This window comes from Kosakonia sp. (assembly GCF_032052965.1).
Lineage (GTDB): Bacteria > Pseudomonadota > Gammaproteobacteria > Enterobacterales > Enterobacteriaceae > Kosakonia.
Genome location: NZ_DAMBVN010000028.1, coordinates 1 through 17,558, shown reverse-complemented (window position 1 = coordinate 17,558; position 17,558 = coordinate 1). Strand labels below are relative to the sequence as shown.

General features: G+C 53.2%; 11 protein-coding genes and 1 pseudogene. 1 reads left to right on the top strand and 11 read right to left on the bottom strand.

The annotated features are described in order from the left end of the window. The first annotated feature begins 171 nt into the window (after window positions 1-171). Complete coding sequence (nfsB, locus tag RTX30_RS21700; RefSeq protein WP_312692805.1) at window positions 172-825, top strand: oxygen-insensitive NAD(P)H nitroreductase; 654 nt, start codon at window positions 172-174, stop codon at window positions 823-825. Between the two features lie 31 nt (window positions 826-856). On the opposite strand, the gene RTX30_RS21695 is transcribed toward nfsB, so the two are convergent. From RTX30_RS21695 to RTX30_RS21645, 11 genes and pseudogenes are all read right to left on the bottom strand, one after another. Beyond that, the gene (locus RTX30_RS21695; RefSeq protein WP_312692759.1) at window positions 857-2,050 is read right to left on the bottom strand and encodes a zinc-dependent alcohol dehydrogenase; all 1,194 of its coding nucleotides are present in this window, start codon (window positions 2,048-2,050) and stop codon (window positions 857-859) included. Between the two features lie 260 nt (window positions 2,051-2,310). After that, window positions 2,311-3,276 carry an oligopeptide/dipeptide ABC transporter ATP-binding protein gene (locus tag RTX30_RS21690; RefSeq protein WP_312692757.1) on the bottom strand — a complete coding sequence of 322 codons (966 nt, stop codon included), beginning with the start codon at window positions 3,274-3,276 and terminating at the stop codon, window positions 2,311-2,313. After that, window positions 3,273-4,253, bottom strand: coding sequence for an ABC transporter ATP-binding protein (locus RTX30_RS21685; RefSeq protein ID WP_312692755.1), 981 nt, complete (start codon window positions 4,251-4,253; stop codon window positions 3,273-3,275). Before RTX30_RS21685 ends, RTX30_RS21690 begins: the two co-directional genes overlap by 4 nt. Further along, on the bottom strand, window positions 4,250-5,197 hold the full coding sequence (opp4C, locus tag RTX30_RS21680) for an oligopeptide ABC transporter permease (RefSeq protein ID WP_312692803.1): 948 nt from the start codon (window positions 5,195-5,197) through the stop codon (window positions 4,250-4,252). The genes RTX30_RS21685 and opp4C overlap by 4 nt, the downstream gene beginning before the upstream one ends. Further along, window positions 5,197-6,156 (bottom strand): ABC transporter permease, encoded by a 960-nt coding sequence (locus tag RTX30_RS21675; protein WP_312692753.1) that lies wholly within the window; start codon window positions 6,154-6,156, stop codon window positions 5,197-5,199. The genes opp4C and RTX30_RS21675 overlap by 1 nt, the downstream gene beginning before the upstream one ends. Window positions 6,157-6,208: 52 nt before the next feature. Next, window positions 6,209-7,912, bottom strand: coding sequence for an ABC transporter substrate-binding protein (locus RTX30_RS21670; RefSeq protein ID WP_312692751.1), 1,704 nt, complete (start codon window positions 7,910-7,912; stop codon window positions 6,209-6,211). Window positions 7,913-8,203: 291 nt separating this feature from the next. After that, window positions 8,204-8,800 carry a hypothetical protein gene (locus tag RTX30_RS21665; RefSeq protein ID WP_312692749.1) on the bottom strand — a complete coding sequence of 199 codons (597 nt, stop codon included), beginning with the start codon at window positions 8,798-8,800 and terminating at the stop codon, window positions 8,204-8,206. Between the two features lie 233 nt (window positions 8,801-9,033). Next, window positions 9,034-9,729: a hypothetical protein gene (locus RTX30_RS21660; RefSeq protein ID WP_312692747.1), complete on the bottom strand. Its 696-nt coding sequence runs from the start codon at window positions 9,727-9,729 to the stop codon at window positions 9,034-9,036. A gap of 106 nt (window positions 9,730-9,835) precedes the next feature. Beyond that, a pseudogene (locus RTX30_RS21655) lies at window positions 9,836-10,048 on the bottom strand (transposase); the annotation flags it as partial. A gap of 186 nt (window positions 10,049-10,234) precedes the next feature. Beyond that, window positions 10,235-10,552, bottom strand: coding sequence for a hypothetical protein (locus tag RTX30_RS21650; RefSeq protein WP_312692745.1), 318 nt, complete (start codon window positions 10,550-10,552; stop codon window positions 10,235-10,237). Next, entirely contained in the window at window positions 10,549-16,758 is a 6,210-nt protein-coding gene (locus tag RTX30_RS21645) for a hemagglutinin repeat-containing protein (protein ID WP_312692743.1), read from the bottom strand. The genes RTX30_RS21650 and RTX30_RS21645 overlap by 4 nt, the downstream gene beginning before the upstream one ends. Between the last annotated feature and the right edge of the window lie 800 nt (window positions 16,759-17,558).

The following is a 17,558-nucleotide window of genomic DNA, read 5'->3' as shown; positions in this document are numbered from 1 at the left end:
ATACAGATGCGTAACGTCTCTGTTGTGCCAGAAAAAAGCGCGCTGGCAAACTTCATTTTCACTCGTCGAGTGAAAGTGCTGACGCTTTTCAGCGATTTATCTCGTTATCTTTTGCGTTTATTCTCCAACAATCCCCGTTATCTGATTGTTATTTATGCCAGGAGAAACACGATGACCCTTGATGATGCTGTGCTAACCCGCCATACGGTAAAAGCTTTCGAAGCTGGCCAGACGCTGCCGCAGGAGAAAATCGACACCCTGCTTAACGTGCTGCGCAATAGCCCCTCTTCGGTGAACTCCCAGCCGTGGCACTTTGTGGTGGCCTCCACCCCGGAAGGGCGTGAAGCCATGGCAAAAGCGACAGGCGGCGCGTTTGTCTATAACGAACCTAAAGTCCTGAATGCGTCCCACGTTATAGCCCTGTGTATGCGCAGCGATCTTGACGATGCACATCTGCAAAAGGTACTTGAGCAGGAGCAAAAAGATGGCCGCTTTGTGGCGGAAGGCGCAAAAGCGGGCCAGGATAAGGGCCGTCGTTCCTACGTGGATATGCACCGCTTTGAACTGCGCGACATCCCCCAGTGGATGGAGAAACAGGTTTACCTGGCATTAGGCGGCCTGCTGCTGGGCGCGGCAATGCTGAATATTGACGCGACGCCGATGGAAGGTTTTGATGCGCGTGCGCTGGATCATGCGCTGGGTCTGCGTGAAAAAGGGCTGACCAGTGTCGTTCTGGTGTCGCTCGGCGTGCGCAGCGAGAATGATTTCAACGCTGCGCTGCCCAAGTCCCGCCTGCCGCGTGACGAGATCTTTACCTTTATCTAAAACCTGCCAGCCCGGTTCGCCGGGCTGCGTGTTAAATCGTCGCTTTTTCCGCATGCATGCCCGGAACGAGGATCACTTTGCGGCACTCTTCAGTATGTTTATCAAAAATGTCGTACCCGCGAGCGGCCTCTTCCAGCGGCAGATGGTGCGTGACGATCTCCTCAGGTTTCAAATGGCCGGACTCGATCAGCGGTAACAAGTCTGGCAGATAGGCATGTACATGCGTCTGGCCCATTTTGAAGGTCAGCCCCTTATCAAACGCATCGCCAAACATGAAAGCATGTATAAACCCTGCGTAAACGCCAGGCACGCTGACAATCCCGCCCCGGCGTGTTGCCGCAATCGCCTGACGGAGCACTTTCCCGCTGCTCCCTTCGATTTTCAGTGTACTGAGCACCGTTTCGGTGGTGCTGCCTTTGGCTTCAAACCCCACGGCATCAATCACGGCATCCACGCCACGATGACCCGCTGTGTTTTCGATTATCCATGCGGCTGGGTCGTCATTTTTATCAAAGTTAATCGGTGTCACACCATAGCGATCGCGGGCAAATGCCAGCCGGTAATCGCTGTCATCAATCATAAAAATTTGCTCCGCCCCTTCCAGCCGCGCACAGGCCGCAGTCAGCAAGCCAACCGGACCCGCGCCATAAATCGCCACGCTGGAGCCGGGTTTAACCTCGGCGTTTTTAACCGCCTGCCACGCAGTCGGCAGAATATCGGAGAGAAACAGCACCTTCTCGTCTGCCAGCGTATCCGGGACTTTAAACGGCCCGGTGTTGGCTTTCGGCACCCGTACATATTCCGCCTGACCGCCGGGAATACCGCCGTACAGATCGCTGTAGCCAAACAGTGCAGCAGGCGGGGTAATGCCTTTGCGGTTTAACGCCGCGCCTTTGCCGGTATTGGTTTGCTCGCAGGCAGAATATTGGTGAAGTTTACAAAAGAAACACTCACCGCAGGCAATCACAAAAGGGATCACCACCCGGTCGCCTTTACTGACCGCATGCACACCCGGCCCGGTTTCCACCACTTCCCCCATAAACTCATGGCCAAAAATATCGCCATGGTGGGTGCCAGGTATTTTCCCGTGATAAAGATGCAGATCGGAACCGCAAATTGCCGTTGCGGTTACCCGGAGAATAATATCGTCTGAAGATTCAATAACCGGATCGGGGCGGTTATCAACGCTGACTTTATGCGCGCCATGATAAGTAAGTGCTCTCATATATCCTGTTCCTCTTAACGTTCAGACAGAATTGATAAGCATAGGCCAGACCAGAGAGGAGAAATAAAATAAGCATTAATTCTTATTCGGAGCGAAGCGGTGGTACGGATAAATTACCGTACCGCTTATTCAGAGATGTCATGATTAATTAGCGCTGCTGTTGTAAAACTATTTGGCGATATATTTTTCACAGCGGATATTCTTGCTGCTGCATTCCTGAATGTCTGCAAGATGAATATTCTCAGCGCCCGATGCGTTATTTACACTAAATGACACGCCACATGATGACCAGGAGCGACTTCACGAAGCGCAGGGATGGCAACGCAGCACTGCGCGGTCGCCCGCGGGCAGCGGGATGAAAAACGGCAACCGGACGGAGGATGTGAGGGATCGGGGATCTCCCCCTGCACGACAGCGACAGGTTCACTTTCCGGATCAAGCGTCGGTACCGCCGCCAGTAACGCTTGTGTGTAAGGGTGCAGCGGCTGGCTGAACAAGGCATCGCGACTGGCGGTTTCGACCAGTTGCCCGAGATACATCACCGCCACGTCATCACACAGGTGCTCCACCACGCCAAGATCGTGCGAGATAAACAAAAACGTTACGCCATGGTCATCACGCAGGTCGGCAAACAAGTTGATGATCTGTGCCTGAATGGAGACATCCAGCGCTGAAATCGGCTCGTCGGCAATAATAAAGTCGGGGTTCAGGATCAGCGCACGGGCAATGCCAATACGCTGACGCTGGCCGCCTGAAAACTCATGCGGAAAACGATGATAATGCTGTGCCGACAGGCCGCAAATGCGCATGACCTCAAGCACTTTATCGTACAGCTCTGCCCGAGTGCACAGCTTATGCTCCAGCATCGCCTCCCCAATCGCATCCCCCACGCGGATGCGCGGGTTCAGGGAACTGTACGGATCCTGAAACACCAGCTGGATTTTCGGTCGCAGCGCGCGCAACTGCTTTGCGGTTAAATCGTGTAACGCCTGCCCGCGATACTTCACACTGCCTGCCGTTTTGTCATAGAGCCCAAGCAAAGTGCGACCGACGGTGGTTTTACCGCTGCCGGACTCGCCCACCAGTCCAAAAATCGTTCCCTGGCGGATCTTAAAACTCACGCCATCAACGGCCCGGAGTTGCCCGGTTTGCTGACCGAACACCCCGTCACGCAGCGGGAAGTGCTTCTTCAGCCCTTCCACTTCAATCACATACTCGTGGCTCATGTGGCCTTCTCCGCTAATTCACTGTAAATGCAGGCAGCCTGACGCGCCTGACCGATAAGCGGCGGGATGCCGGCACGGCACTGCGCAGTCGCCCGTTCACAGCGGTCATAGAATGCACAATAGGGCGGCAGTTCCGCCAGGTCCGGCACCTGGCCTGGAATCGAGTAAAGCCGGCGTCGCCGTTCACCCGGTACCGGTCGTGAGGCAATCAACCCTCTGGTGTAGGGATGCAGAGGATGACGCAGCACATCGGCAGTTGGCCCCTGTTCCACAATGCGCCCGGCATACATCACCACCACATGCCCGGTCATCTGGGCTATCACCCCCAGATCGTGAGTGATCAGCATTAACGCCATCTTCTGCGCCCGCGCCTGGTCGCGCAGCAAGCGTAAGATTTGCGCCTGTACGGTCACGTCCAGTGCCGTGGTTGGCTCATCGGCAATTAACAGTTTCGGCTGGCAACTGAGCGCCATGGCGATCATGATGCGCTGCAACATGCCGCCAGACAGCTGGTGCGGGTAGCTGCTCATCAGGTTGTCGGCGCGCGCCAGCCCAACATTGCTGATCAGTTGAGTCGCGTGCGCCCAGGCAGCTTTGGGCGACTCGCCCCGGTGGCGAATCAGCGGCTCGCAAAGTTGTTCGCCAATGGTCAGCACCGGGTTGAGTGCGCTCATTGGCTCCTGAAAAATCATCGCCAGCTGGTTGCCGCGCAGATCCGCCATCTGCGAGGGTTTTAAACGCAGCAGATCGACGCCCTGATAAAGGATTTGCCCACCGTCGATGCGTGCCGCTTGCGCGGGCAGCAGCCCCATCAGCGCCATGGCAGTCACACTTTTGCCACAGCCCGACTCCCCAACGACCCCAATGGTCTGCCCGGCATGAATGGCGAAAGAAACATCCTGCACCGCCCGTACGCGCCCGTGCTCGCCAGCAAAAGAGAGGGAGAGTTGGTTAAAAGAGATTAACGGTTCGCTCATTTACGGCTCCGTGTCATCTTTGGATCCAGCGCATCGCGCAGGCCATCGCCCAGTACGTTAATGGCAACGACGGTGATGAAAATGGCGATGCCAGGCGGCATCCACAACCACGGGCGGCGCTGGAAGTCGATGAGGCTGTTGGCGGCATCCATCATATTGCCCCACGAGGGTGTTGGCGGCACCACGCCAAGTCCGAGATAGCTAAGCGCGGACTCGCTCAGAATGGCATTAGCAACCGCCATCGTGGCCATCACCACCAGGATCGGCACGGTATTCGGCAACAGGTGACCAAACAGGCGGCGGCGAGAGGAGAGGCCCAACACCTGGGTGGCCAGCATAAAATCACGCTCGCGCAGTGACAGGATTTGCCCGCGAACCAGCCGCGCCAGTTTCGGCCACTCCAGCAGACTGAGCATGATAACCACCATGTAAATACGTGAGTCCGGTGAGAAATCCAGCTCCGACAACATCGCACCCGCCACAATCAACAATGGCAAACTGGGGATAGTCATCACCAAATCCGCGAGCCGCATAATCAATTTATCGGTCCAGCCCCCCGCATAACCGGACACCGCCCCCAGCAGGTAGCCAAGGGCGACGGATAACAACATTGTCAGCAGGCCAATAATCAGCGAAATACGCCCGGCCAGCAGCAGACGCGTATACACATCCCGTCCGAGAAAATCGGTGCCCAGCCAGTGCTCCGCACCCGGAGGTTTATTGATCATCAGTGCGTCGGTGGCATCGTCTTTCCACGGCGACCACACAGGCCCCAGCACACACCATACCGCCATGACAATCAACACGATCAGACACAGCATCGCCAGCCGGTTGGCCCGCAAGGCTTTCCATGCCTGACGCCACGGCGATGGCGTGACCTGCGCCAGCGCAGGGATCCCGGTGTGACGCAAACGACGGTTGGTAGAAAACAGAGAACTGAGCATCACGACCTCACCCGAATTCGCGGGTCGGCCCACGCGTAGAGCACATCAGCAATCAGGTTGCCGAGAATGGTTAACACGGCCAGAAAAAGGGTAAAACCCATTAATACCGGGTAATCGCGGGCCGCCAGCGAATCAATGTGAATATGCCCCGCGCCCGGCCAGTTAAACACTTTTTCGGTGATGATCGCGCCAGAAAACAGCCCCGGCAGCTCAAAACCCAGCAGGGTGATAATCGGCAATAGCGCGTTGCGCAAGGCGTGTTTCAGGATCACCGTACGCTCCCGCAAGCCTTTGGCACGCGCCGTGCGGATAAAATCCATCTTCACCACATCCAGCATGCTGGCCCGGAAGTAGCGCGTCAGGCTTCCCGCTTGCAACATCACCAGCGCCAGTACCGGCAGCACCAGATGCGCCGCCACCTGCACCATCCACGCCCAACCGCTATCGTCACTGCCGGTATTGGTCATGCCACCCACCGGTAGCCAGTGAAGGTCAACAGCAAACCACTTGATCAGCAGCAGGCAAAGGAAAAAGGTCGGAAACGACATGGCGGCAAACACCATCACGCTCACCATATGGTCAAACAGGGAATTTGGCCGCATGGCCGATGCAATCCCTACCGCCAGGCCAATGCCCCAGTAAAACACCAGCGCCACGCTCGCCAGCAGGAATGAGTTCCAGATGTACTGATTAAGCAGATGGCTAACGGGGATTTGGTATTGCAACGAGAAGCCTAAATCGCCGCGCAACAACTGGCCAAGCCAGTTCAGATAACGGGTCAGCAACGGCTGATCGAGGCCGTAAATGGCTTTCAGTTCTGCCGCACGGGCCGCGGTAAGGGTGATATTGCCATCAATAAAATCGCCGGGGGTTTTGGCGAATAACATAAAGATGATCAACGAGGCAAACAGCAGCATCGGCAGGGTTTGCAGCAGTCGCCTCAGGATAAAATTTCTCATGGCGTTCTCATACCAGCCGCCGAATCATGCCAGCGGCTGGGTGTCGATGACGTTACTTAACGATTTTGACGTCCGGCAGGCTGCCGGTCAGGCCGTTATAAATATCCGGTTTAAAGCCGGTGACGCGGGCGCTGCTTGCCGAGAGGATCTGGCGATAACCGAGGAAAATCACCGGCGGATCGTCTGCCAGCACTTTGTAAAGCTGGTGGTAGATCGGCTTGCGTTTTTCCACATCCAGCACCGCATTGCCTTCGTTGATAAGCTTGTCTACCTGCGGGTTGTTATAACCCGACTCTTTGGCTTCGGTACTGTAGAAATCCCACACGCCATCATGTGGATCGTTCAGCGTACTGGTACTGAACGTCGCCAGGTCATAATTACCCGCTTTGCGCTGCGCCATCAGCGCATTGAAGTCCACGACCTGTGGTTTCAGCAGCACGCCAATCTTTTTCCAGTTCTCTTTGGCGATGGGGATCAGCGCATCGTTCAGCACTTTTTTGCTCGCCAGCAGCGTCAGCTCCAGCCGTTTGCCCTCTTTCACGCGGATACCATCTGGCCCCGGTTTCCAGCCTGCTTCATCGAGCAGTTTCTTCGCCTGTGCCGGATCGAATTTATAGGGGTTTACGCCTTCGGCGTTATAGGCCCAGGAGATAGGGGCAATCGGCTCAATAGCGACTTTGCCATACCCTTGGTACACCACGTCGATCAGCTTCTGGCGGTCGAGGCCGTAAATCAGCGCCTGACGCACTTTCACATCCTGCAAGGCCGGGCGACGAACATTAAATTCCACCTGGCTGTAATCGCTGGAACCAAACAGGTTGATATTGGCGAAACCGAGCAGTTGCAGCTGTTCAATATCGTCCGGGCGGGAAGTAAAGGAGTCGTAATCCGTCTCACCCGTCTGGAACAGCTGGAAGTTAGTCGACGGATTGGTCACACGGTAGATAAAGCGCGGCGTGGGCGGTGTGCCACGGTAAAAATGCGTATTGGCGTGGAAGCGGATCTCCTGGCCAGGAATGTATTTCTCGTAGACGTATGGGCCGTTGCCCAGCGGTTTGCCGTGCAGTGTACGCAGGTAATCAAGGTTGCCACGCTGGTACTCTTTGCCGTAATACGCTTTCGACAGCACCGGCCCGCCGATTTTTGCCAGCGTGGTGGCACCTGGCTGAGTGGTGGTGACTTGCAGGGTTAATGGGTCGATCACTTTCAGGCCGCTGACGCTGTCTGCTTTTCCGGCTTTGTACTCGGCACCACCGGCAATATTAGCGAGCGTGATATCGGTGTCGCCGTCATATTTCGGGTCATATAACACGGTCAGGGTAAATGCGACGTCTTCTGCCGTTAGCGGCGAACCATCGCTGAAAGTCAGGTTCGGGCGCAGCTTAATGGTATAGACCTTACTGTCCGGGCTGACAGTCCAGCTTTCCGCCAGGCCCGGCACCAGCTTGCCCTCGCTGTCCCAGTCAATAAGGCGCGAGAAAATAACATTGGTGACGTTCTCGTCCCAGCCGTTAACGAAGAAATAAGGGTTAAAAATCCCCTGGGGTTCAGAGATACCCGCGACAACCGTGTCTTTACGCAGTTTTGCCGTTGCAGGCACCTGGCTTGCGTCAGTGGCCGGGGTGATCCCCTCTTTCAGGGGTTCTGCGGCAGTGCTTACGGAAGAGAATGTCATTACACCGCTAAGCAGCGCGATTTGCAGAGCAAGAGTGAAGCGCGTGGGTTTTGTTTTTAAGCTATTCAGTAACCTGGCCAAAATTGCTCCCTTATCAACAATGAGATGAATTTACAAATCATGACGAAAGATAAGAGCCGCGCCATACCCTGTCTAACAACGAAAAAGTATGGCTTATAGCAATACGTCCTTAGCAAACTTATGACAATACAATGCCATATATCGTCTAAGCGGCATTTTTTGTGGCTTACAAGCCGACCTGCGTAAGCGGATGCTGCCGGGGAAGGATGAGACTAATAAGAATATCGCTATGTAAGGAATATCAGGAAGGAACGGTTATCGCCGGAGATAACCGTTTTGGAGTGGCAGTAATTATATTGTTGCGCCGTTAACCCTATACCACGGTTTTTGGCCCGGGCAGTTATGGATGCCCCACTCCCGAACCGGTTCCAGTTCTTTGCGGCCGGACTCATGCACAACGATTTTGTAGACTTTTAAATACCGTTCCGCCAGGTGAGAAGTGTCTGGGCGTTCTACCTTAACGTAATAATAGGCGCCCGGCTCCGGTTGAAAGGTGACATAGCGTTCATTCACTCGCGCCTGGTTCGTCAGGATCCCACCGCTGCCATCCCGGCCGGCATACAGAATGCGCACGCTGATAAATTTTTCCGCGCTGACCCAGTATTCATCACGGTTTTGTGACATGCCGGCGACGTAAGGAACACCAATTCTTTTGTGGTCGCCTGTCATTGAGCCGGAACCAATAAACCCGTTTTTATTAGAGTAGAGGTTAATGCAGCGGTCTGTTTCCGGGTAAATACGCGCCTGGGTATTCGCAAGGTCAAATGCCACGCCCACGCGATTCTGACCGGTATAATCTTTGATACTCTGGTTATATTCTTTAAACATATTGTAAGTTGAGCATCCGCTGAGTAACAGCGCGCCCGCTAATGCCACCATTGCTTTCATTTTTAAAACTCCTTTTAAAAACAAAATGATGTGATGGGATAAGAACAAACTCAATACGGACAGGGAAAAGACAAAGTTGTCGCTGGCATTGCATTTAGAGCGGGATTATATGCCAGGAGTTTGAGGTAAGACTTAACCGTGAGAAATAAGCCTCCGTGCCCAATAATTTACTGCTCATAGCGTTAATGCCATGAGCAGTGGCAATGAATGATCACTCGCTGTGTAGTATGTTATCAGTTTAGCGGAGTCAGAGCACTCAGTTTAACAAACCCACGTTTGTGGCTCAGATGCCCTTTTTCAGCTTCGTCGTAAACTGCAACATAGATCCACGCCTTATCAACGGTTCTGATTTTAGCCAGCGTTTCATTACTGCTAACCGACGCAACATCAGACGCTGTTTCACTGGCATCGCTTTTCAGGGAGAACGTCTTTTCCCCCTCTTTCAGCTGATATAACACAAGATAAGGCGTACCTGATCCACAGCCGCCAAAATCCTGAGCGATCATATCGTCCGCGTTTTTTGCAGTATCATCCGGCTGGAATGACAGCAGATCGGCTTTATAGTTATCTGCGTTGCACTCCATATAGTTAATCACCGCAGGTACTTTCATCGTACCGGGTTGGTTAACGTACCACTCTTTAAACGTAAAGAAATTATCCGGGATATTCTTAAAGTTCTTTTTGATAAATGCGATCTTCTGCGCTTCACTGCCCTTAACCGTAATATCAATTATTTTGTTATCTTTCTTTTTATTACCCAGGGCAAAATAGCGAAACGCTAACTCTGGCGTATTGACCGTTGCATCAGCATTCCAGTTCGGTTGCCAGTAAGCCTGGAGTACACCGTTTTTTATTTCCTCCGTCGCCATCGCGCGAAGAGAGAACACAGCGAGAAAAACAAGGAACATCAAGCTGGCGTATTTTTTCATTTTTTGCAATCCACATAGCATGAGGTGATTACTACATTAAAATTTTCTATCCCTTTATCAACCATCAATTGCTTAATCTCTTCATATAACCCCAGGCTTTGCCCTATTCTGTCATCTCCTTGTCCAAGCTCAGGTTAGCCACCAATTTCTTCTGCCGCTCATTTTCGTCATCTAGCCGCCTAAGACACCACAGTTCCCTTACACCCAGACCGACAAGTTTCTTTTCCTGGTTATAAAAGATAGCTTCAGAAATGTCTATCGCTCTACAGGTTTCCCCGACACGGGTGCCGATTTCGGCCTGTTTCAGCACAAACGCAATCTATTATTTAGTATAACGGGTATTTTTCACGGCGGATATGCCTCCCAGTAAAATGGAAAAGAGACCGATACCCCTGCTTAACGTGGCCCTATTTTCGGGGAAGAGTTCAGGAGAGCAAACGGCAGAGAGTTTAATTCCGGACATTCAGACCGGAATTTGAAGTCTATTTTAGGTTTTTTATCTAAGCTAAATCTGAAAGTCATCTCTTTGTGATAATTCTAAAAGCTCCCTCAGATAACGATGATATTGCCTACCTTTTTTCATTTTTGCATATTCTTCAATAGTCATTGTGGTGTCTGATATAACTGATTTATCAATTCGAGACACCTCAAGAGTAATAACTTTTTCACCATTAACAAGGTAGGTATAAATATCCTCTCCCTGTTCAACCATATGATACAGACAACATACTGAGCTAACCAAACAAAATATATTATTCAAGTAAGGAATAATAACTTCCCGTTCCATCTTGTTGAATTCACTTGATGCATAATTGTCAGTCACATTATTCTCCCCGGCGTTGCCGTTACTAAATTTCCTTTTTTATCAGTAAGTACAGTTATTGTATTAGTGGGCTTACCACTAAATTTATCTATCCCGATATTTTTATCTAGTACAATTACCCGTTCATAAAGAGTATCTATCTGCCCCGTCACTTTATTGAAAGATGACCTCGTATTGCCAATTGGAATCTGAGATACACTAGGGCTACCTAAAATACTTTTGGCTTCGGTTTCGCTAATTGTAAATTGACTAGCATTGGCTTTACCTGAAAAATGACGATTTTGTACATGCACCCATCCAGACTCTGAGTCTCCGGTTTTTACATTTATACGAGACTGAACAATTGGATGCTCCAAATCCGCTTTAGCAATTACCTTATCCGAACCGTTGGATATCTTATATCCATTAACTGTTGTTCCTTTTGCCGCCTGATTTTTCCCCACCACTCCAAGCGCAGCCAGTCCCTTACCACCAACCGCAACACCTAAGCCCAGTGTTTCTAAGGCTTCCTTACCATACAACGCTACTTTCACATAATCCGGCAATGACTGATAAATTGCTGCAGCACTGTCTTCATTCTCCGCCATTACAAAACGGGTCAAATGTGCAAGGTCATCTCCACTCAGGTCTGAAAATACGGATAAACGACTCAGACTTTTTACAATCTCTGTTCCGGCCTGTGCTTCTGTCAATGCTGCATTGGCGCAGAACGGGTTACCGGAGCACTCCTTCGCTATGGCTTCCTCACGGTTCTTTTCACTGATTTCAGCATACTTTTCATAAATTGGCAGCGTATCCTCGCCGTTTCGCCTGGCCTCTTCGAGTTCCTTATGCATGTCAATTACGTTTTTAGCGTTTAAAGAATTATTTTCAACCTCAACCCGCGCCGCATTCCCTGCGCTGACCATACCGTTGGTGTTGCCGGTTGCCACACCGCCGCCGACTGCCCCCACTGCCGACACCAGATTGAGGATCACCATCTTCTCATCCGGGTTTAACTGATCGGCATCTTTGCCATATAGCGCCTGGGCAAATTGTTCCGCCCCGGCTGAGGCGATAAACCCGCCGAGAGCACCGGCAGTCGCGTTACCGCCCTGAGCTTTGGCAAGCGCAGCGGAAATCACCGTATGCAGCGCAATACGTGCCGTTTCGTTTTTGCCTGCGGCCTCTTTCACCAGTTTTGCGAGTACGGGAGCCGCGCCCGCCGCCATACCGCTCTGCACATTGCCGCCCAGCACACCCGCCAGTAACCCGGTCATCGCCGAACTGGCGGTCCAGAACGGGCTACCGATGCCGTACTGCTTATCCACCTCTTTAAATTCAGCCGACGCGGTGATTTTGTCGTTGATCTCCTTATCGCTCAGGCCGTTCAGCTCACCGCGTGCGGCCATCTCGTCACGCACTTTCTTCTTCGCCGCATCCAGCTTGCTGTCCATATACGTCGTCATGGCCTGCGTACCCAGCGACGTCGCCTGCTGTTGAATCTCCAGCTTGTCTTTGATGTCCTGCCTGTCGAAATTGTTTTCCAGCGCTTTGTGCGCGTTTTCCGTGTCGCGGCTCAGGTCTGCCACATTTTGCTGCTGGTTCGCCTTGTCGCGGATGATAATTTCACCGGCGGCCACTGCGCTGTGCGTGGCGTTGCCGGCGCTTTCCGACACGCTCGCCATTGTCATCGACGGCAGCCCGCCAGGCGTCGCTTTATACTCGCCTTTCTGGTTCTCTTTCGCGGTCTCGTTGGTAGTGTTTTTGAGATCCCCGTTTTTCTCGACTTTCTCCACGCCGCCAGACACGCTCAGGCCGAATTGGCTGCCGCTGGACGCAGCCTTGTTATGAATATCGCTCCAACCCAGCGTATCGGTGCTGAGACGGTTTTTCGCTGCATCCGCATTCGAGGCAATCACTGCGCCGTCCAGTTGGGTGTGGCTGCCAACGTTGATATCAAAGCCACCCTTACCGGCAAAAATCCCGCTCTGATCGATGACCGACTGATAGTCGTTATTCATCTTACCGCTGCTGACGCTTACGCTGCCCTGCACCGAGGAACCCGCACAAATAGGTGGCACGCAGATGCTGACATTCACACCAGTGGAGCTGGATTTGCTGTCGTATTCGGCTTTGTCCTGTTGGCTGCTGATGTTCAGGTTGCGACCTACATCGGCAATCACCCGATCGCCATGAAGCTCCGCACCCTGCAACGTGGTATCGCGCCCGCTATTGACGTTCAGCGTCTCGTCGGCATGGATCTGGCTGTTATGGTTAATCAGGCTGCTGCCGTTCTCTTTACTCTGCGAACGGCTTGCACCGATATCCACTGAGAAACCGTTTTGCTGGCCAATCGCCGAGAAGCTCACGCCCAGGGAGTACTGACTGCCACTGCTGCTGCTCTTCTGTTTATCCGTGTCCTGCGCTGCCGTCAGCGTGATGTCGCGTCCGGCGTCCAGCACCACGTTTTTACCGGTAATATGGATGCCCTGGGCGGTGATATCCTGATCGGCTTTGACGATCACCGACTCTCCGGCAACCAGATTGCTGCCCTGCTGCTGCTGGCTGTGGTAGTCCTGTTTCTCTTTCGAGGAGCCGGCAGAAACCCCCACGCTCACCCGCACCATTGACGAGTCATAGGCTTCTTTCGCCACGTTAACAGCGGTGGTCAGCCCGGCCTGCGCGGCATAGATCCCCGTCAGGCGTGGATCGCGCCCCTCTTCTGCCGAGCGTGCAGCATTCTCCAGCGCCTGTGCGGCGGAGACGACCCAACCAGATGCCGACGCTGTCGCGGCGTATTGCGTCGAAGAAGATTCACTCTGGGTATGCAGACGATCTTCGCTGACATCCAGGCGCACATTCTCGCCACTGATCGCTAACGACTTACCGGCGCTGATATCCGCGCCGTCCACCGACACATCTTTTTTCGCCTGCAACGCCACATCACCGTCTTTGCTGGCAATCTGGCTACGCAGCGTGCTCTGCTGGTTGCTGTCGAGCTGTGAGGCATGTTTTGAACTGCTGTAGCCGACTTTGCCGCTGTAACCGTCGCCGCCGAGGGCACCGACCATGCTCTGGCTGCCGCTCTGTTTGTCATTGACGGTGTTATTGCCGGTGGTGATGTTGATATCGCCGTTTTTCGCCGATAACAGCAGGTCGTTAATTGATGCCAGCGAGCTACCTGAAACATTCACATGCCCGTTCTGACTGGTGATGTAGATATCCTTCGCGGAAATCTCGCTGCCGGTCTGAGTGGTGGTCTGCCTGTCCCCCTTGCTGCTGGATGTCTCCATGCCGAACGGCAGAATTTTAGCGCCGTGGTTTGGCCCGCCACTCACTGTACGGATAGCAGAACCGATGGTAGGTGCTTGCGTTGTGATGCTCCAGCTACTACTGCTGGCGCTGGTGCTCAGGCGTTCTTTGTCGGTTGAAGTGGCGATATCGATATTGTTTTTCGCATCAATAATCACCGCTTCGCCCGCACCGAGGCGGCTGCCACCAATCAGCACGTCGCCCGGGCTTTTTGCCCCAGTGGCATCCAACTGAATATTACCTGCCGCTGTCAAGCTGCTGCCGGTGGCGAACTCACCGTAATAATGGGATTCGCTTTTTGACGACGAACGCCCGTAGCTGATCGGCAATGATGTGCCACTACCGAGATCGGCAAAGGTCGCTGCAGCTTCACCTGCCAGCGTTTTCCCCTGTGTGATGCCACTGCCGCCCATATTGATGATGTCACGCACGTTGCGCACCGCATCGATAATCGGGTTGGAGAGGGAGATGCCCACGCCGCTGCTCTTGCTGGACTGTTTCACCGTCTCCTGCACCACATCCTTACCAGGGATAATTGCAATATCGCTGGCGGTGATGTCGATATGGCCGGTTTTACGCTCGGTATCGCCCTGATTACGCGCCGCGACCACATCGGCGGCGCTCAGTGTCGCCTGGTTACCGGCCTTGATAATCACGTTACCGCCAGTGGTGCCGATCACACTGCGCGCATCACTTTGCGCAACTTCGCTGCCCTTACGCGACACCTGAGAAGACTGCGAACCAATGGTGATGCCCAGACCACCGCCAAAGACGCCACTTTTCTTCGTCTTCTTCATGCTGTAGTGAGAAGACTCTTCCGTCGCCGCTTCAACGGTGACATCGTTGCCCGCTTTCAGGGCGATATCCCCTTCGGCAGCCACAGCAGATCCTTTCACCAGCAGGTTATTACCGGCGTTCAGCGAGACGTTATCACCGCTCAGCAGCGTGCCTTTTTCGTTGGTCTGACTGTTTTCTTTGATGGTGTGGGTAGTGGTTTTTTTCAGAAAACCTTTTTTGGTTTTGGTTTCTTCAAAGTACGAATAGTCGCTTTCGGTGGCGGTATTCAGGTTAATATCGCGCCCGGCGGAAACACCGACGTCACCTTTTGCCAGAACCTGTGCTGCGTCTGCGTTCATGTCGCGACCAGCCACGATGACCGTGTTGGTGCCGCTGCTAATTTCAGTAGCCTGCTGGCGCACCTGCTCGTTAATCACCGTTTTCTTGCTGGCTTTGTAGCTATCACCTTTAGTGGTGGATTCAGCGAGCAAATTGACGTCGCGGCCTGCCTGCATACCAACCTGTTGCTCTGCCGCCAGCCCGGCGGCCTGCGAATTGATATCCTGGCCTGCGGTCAGCGTGAGATTATTTCCCGCGCTGACAGTAGTACGATCAAGGCCAGTGCTGTGGTTTTCGCTTTTACCGTTGCGGCTGTTCTGACTGGTCTTCTCTGCGTTGAGGTTCAGGTCATTACCAGCTGCGAGCTGTACGTTTTTCCCGGCGCTGACATTGCTGGCACTCAGCGTCAGATCGTTACCCGCCCGCATCGCAAGATTGCCACCTGCAGTAATGGCGCTGCCCTGGTAAGAAACATCGGCATGACTGGTCGCGGTTGTGCGGGCATAGCCCGAAGTGAAGCCTGACTGAGCATAAGCATCGTTTTTCTGGATGGCGTTAACGGCGATATTGCCCGTCGCATTCACCAGCACATCGCCCCCCGATTTCAGCGTGGAGCCGGTCAGAGTGATATCTTTGCCCGCCGTCAGCGACAGGCCATCCTGTGCGGTAATGCTGGCGATACTGCCCAGCGTTGTGTCCTTAATGCTGACCGAACCCCGTTTACTTTTTGCATCCAGCGAGTACTGGTCGGCAAGGGTGAGGTTATTGATGCTGCCCTCGAGGCTCTCCAGCACCACCGTTTTACCGCTGATGGCAGCGCTGATGTTGTTGATATCGCCAATCGCACTCAGATCAACATTGCTGCCCGCTTTGATCAATGCATCTTGGGTATTGATGATCGGCCCGTCGCTCTCCACACCGAGATCATTTTTCGCCAACAGCGTACTGCCACTGTTGGTGACACTGCCGCCTTTCAGGCTGACATTATTACCGGCAATGACGCTGCCGTTGTTGACCGTCACGTCTTTTGGCGACAGGTAAACTTTGGGGATCATCACCGTTTCGCCGTTAATCGTGGCAGCTTCCCACCACAGAATGCTGTGATCGAGCGAAGCGATTTGATCGGCGGAAAGCGCCACACCAAACTTCAGCCCCAGCGACTGCTGGGCACTGGCGGCGTTATCCATCAGGTAACGCATCTGGTCGAGATCGGTACCGATGCCGTTAAGGTAGCGGCTGCCGGTCTGGTTCAGCACCACGTTACTGACATAACGGGTGTCGAATGCCGCATCGCCGAGGAAACGGTAGTCGTAGTCCGGGTTCAGTTTGATGCGACTCAGCATGTACGAGGAGCCGAGGAATTTTTTCTCGTCGGTATAGGCGCTGTTGGTTTCGCGCGGAGCGGACGGCGGGGTGATGCCGAGCAGTTTGTTCAGATCGCCAAACAGGTTCGGGTCAAGCTGCCCGAGGCCGTCGAGTTTCGGGTTAATGGTAATGAGATACGGGCTTTTCGGGTTATCCGACACCACAAAATAGCCATTATTGCCGGACGGCAGCGGATAAGCGCTGGTGTCGACAGATTTACCCTGATGCTGGCCGGGTGCGATGTTTTTCAGCACCGCGTTAGTCACACCTGCACTGGCGAGGCTGCCGAGGTTAGCGCTGCTTTTTTGCTGGGTACCCATTTCGTTCAGTGCGTTGCCGCCGCTGATCTGTTGCAGGGCGTTGTGCAGCTGATCCTGCCACTGCGGTGAGTTCACCACCGCCGGGCCCTCTTCCAGCGCCTGTTTTGCCACGCTACCGCTAATACTTTGATTGCTCAGAGTACTCAGTGACGGGGCAGTGAGAGTTCTACTGACACTCCCCGCATTAGCGGTGGTATTGGTATTGCTGATATTACTGCTAAAACTGGCGCTTATATTACCACCGGCCTGGATAACTGCGCGGTACGTGTCTCCTTGGGTACTCTCGGTAATACGACCCGGCTGTGCAATGTATTCTCGATATCGCCCACCCGCTGTTTTTGTGGTCTCAACCAGATCCCTGATTCGCGTATATTCGGGAATATCCTTCCACTTAAGTTGCTGACAATAGGCATCGCAAACACGTAACCACCTATAAACCTGATATATCGTGGTCTTCCCTGTTATTGCTGATTCATTATTAAGAGTGCCACCACTAAGATAAATATCATTTTCTGCAAGAATATCACTGGCAAAATTATCCAGTTGTGCGGCTGCTACAGTCAGGCTTTTTCCTGAAGCTATACGAGCTACCCCACCAGAAGCAGAAGCGATAACTTCTTTCTGACTCACCATTTGTGTTATGTCGTCGTATGGCGCTTTTAAAAGAAAAGCAACGGAATCACGACAATGCTCATTTGTCGCGCCCGTACAATCCTGCGAGATATTATATTGCAGTTTACTTTTATCCATATCACCGAGGTTTACCCATATAGACGCAGCACTATTTTGTGAGAATGATTGTTCAGTAGTGCTGGTGGTAAACCCATCCCTCTGGTTCAGCAGATGACCGGTCTTAATGGTGATATCACCGTTCGTGGTCTCGATATTGCCGGAGGTGTTGACCACCTCGC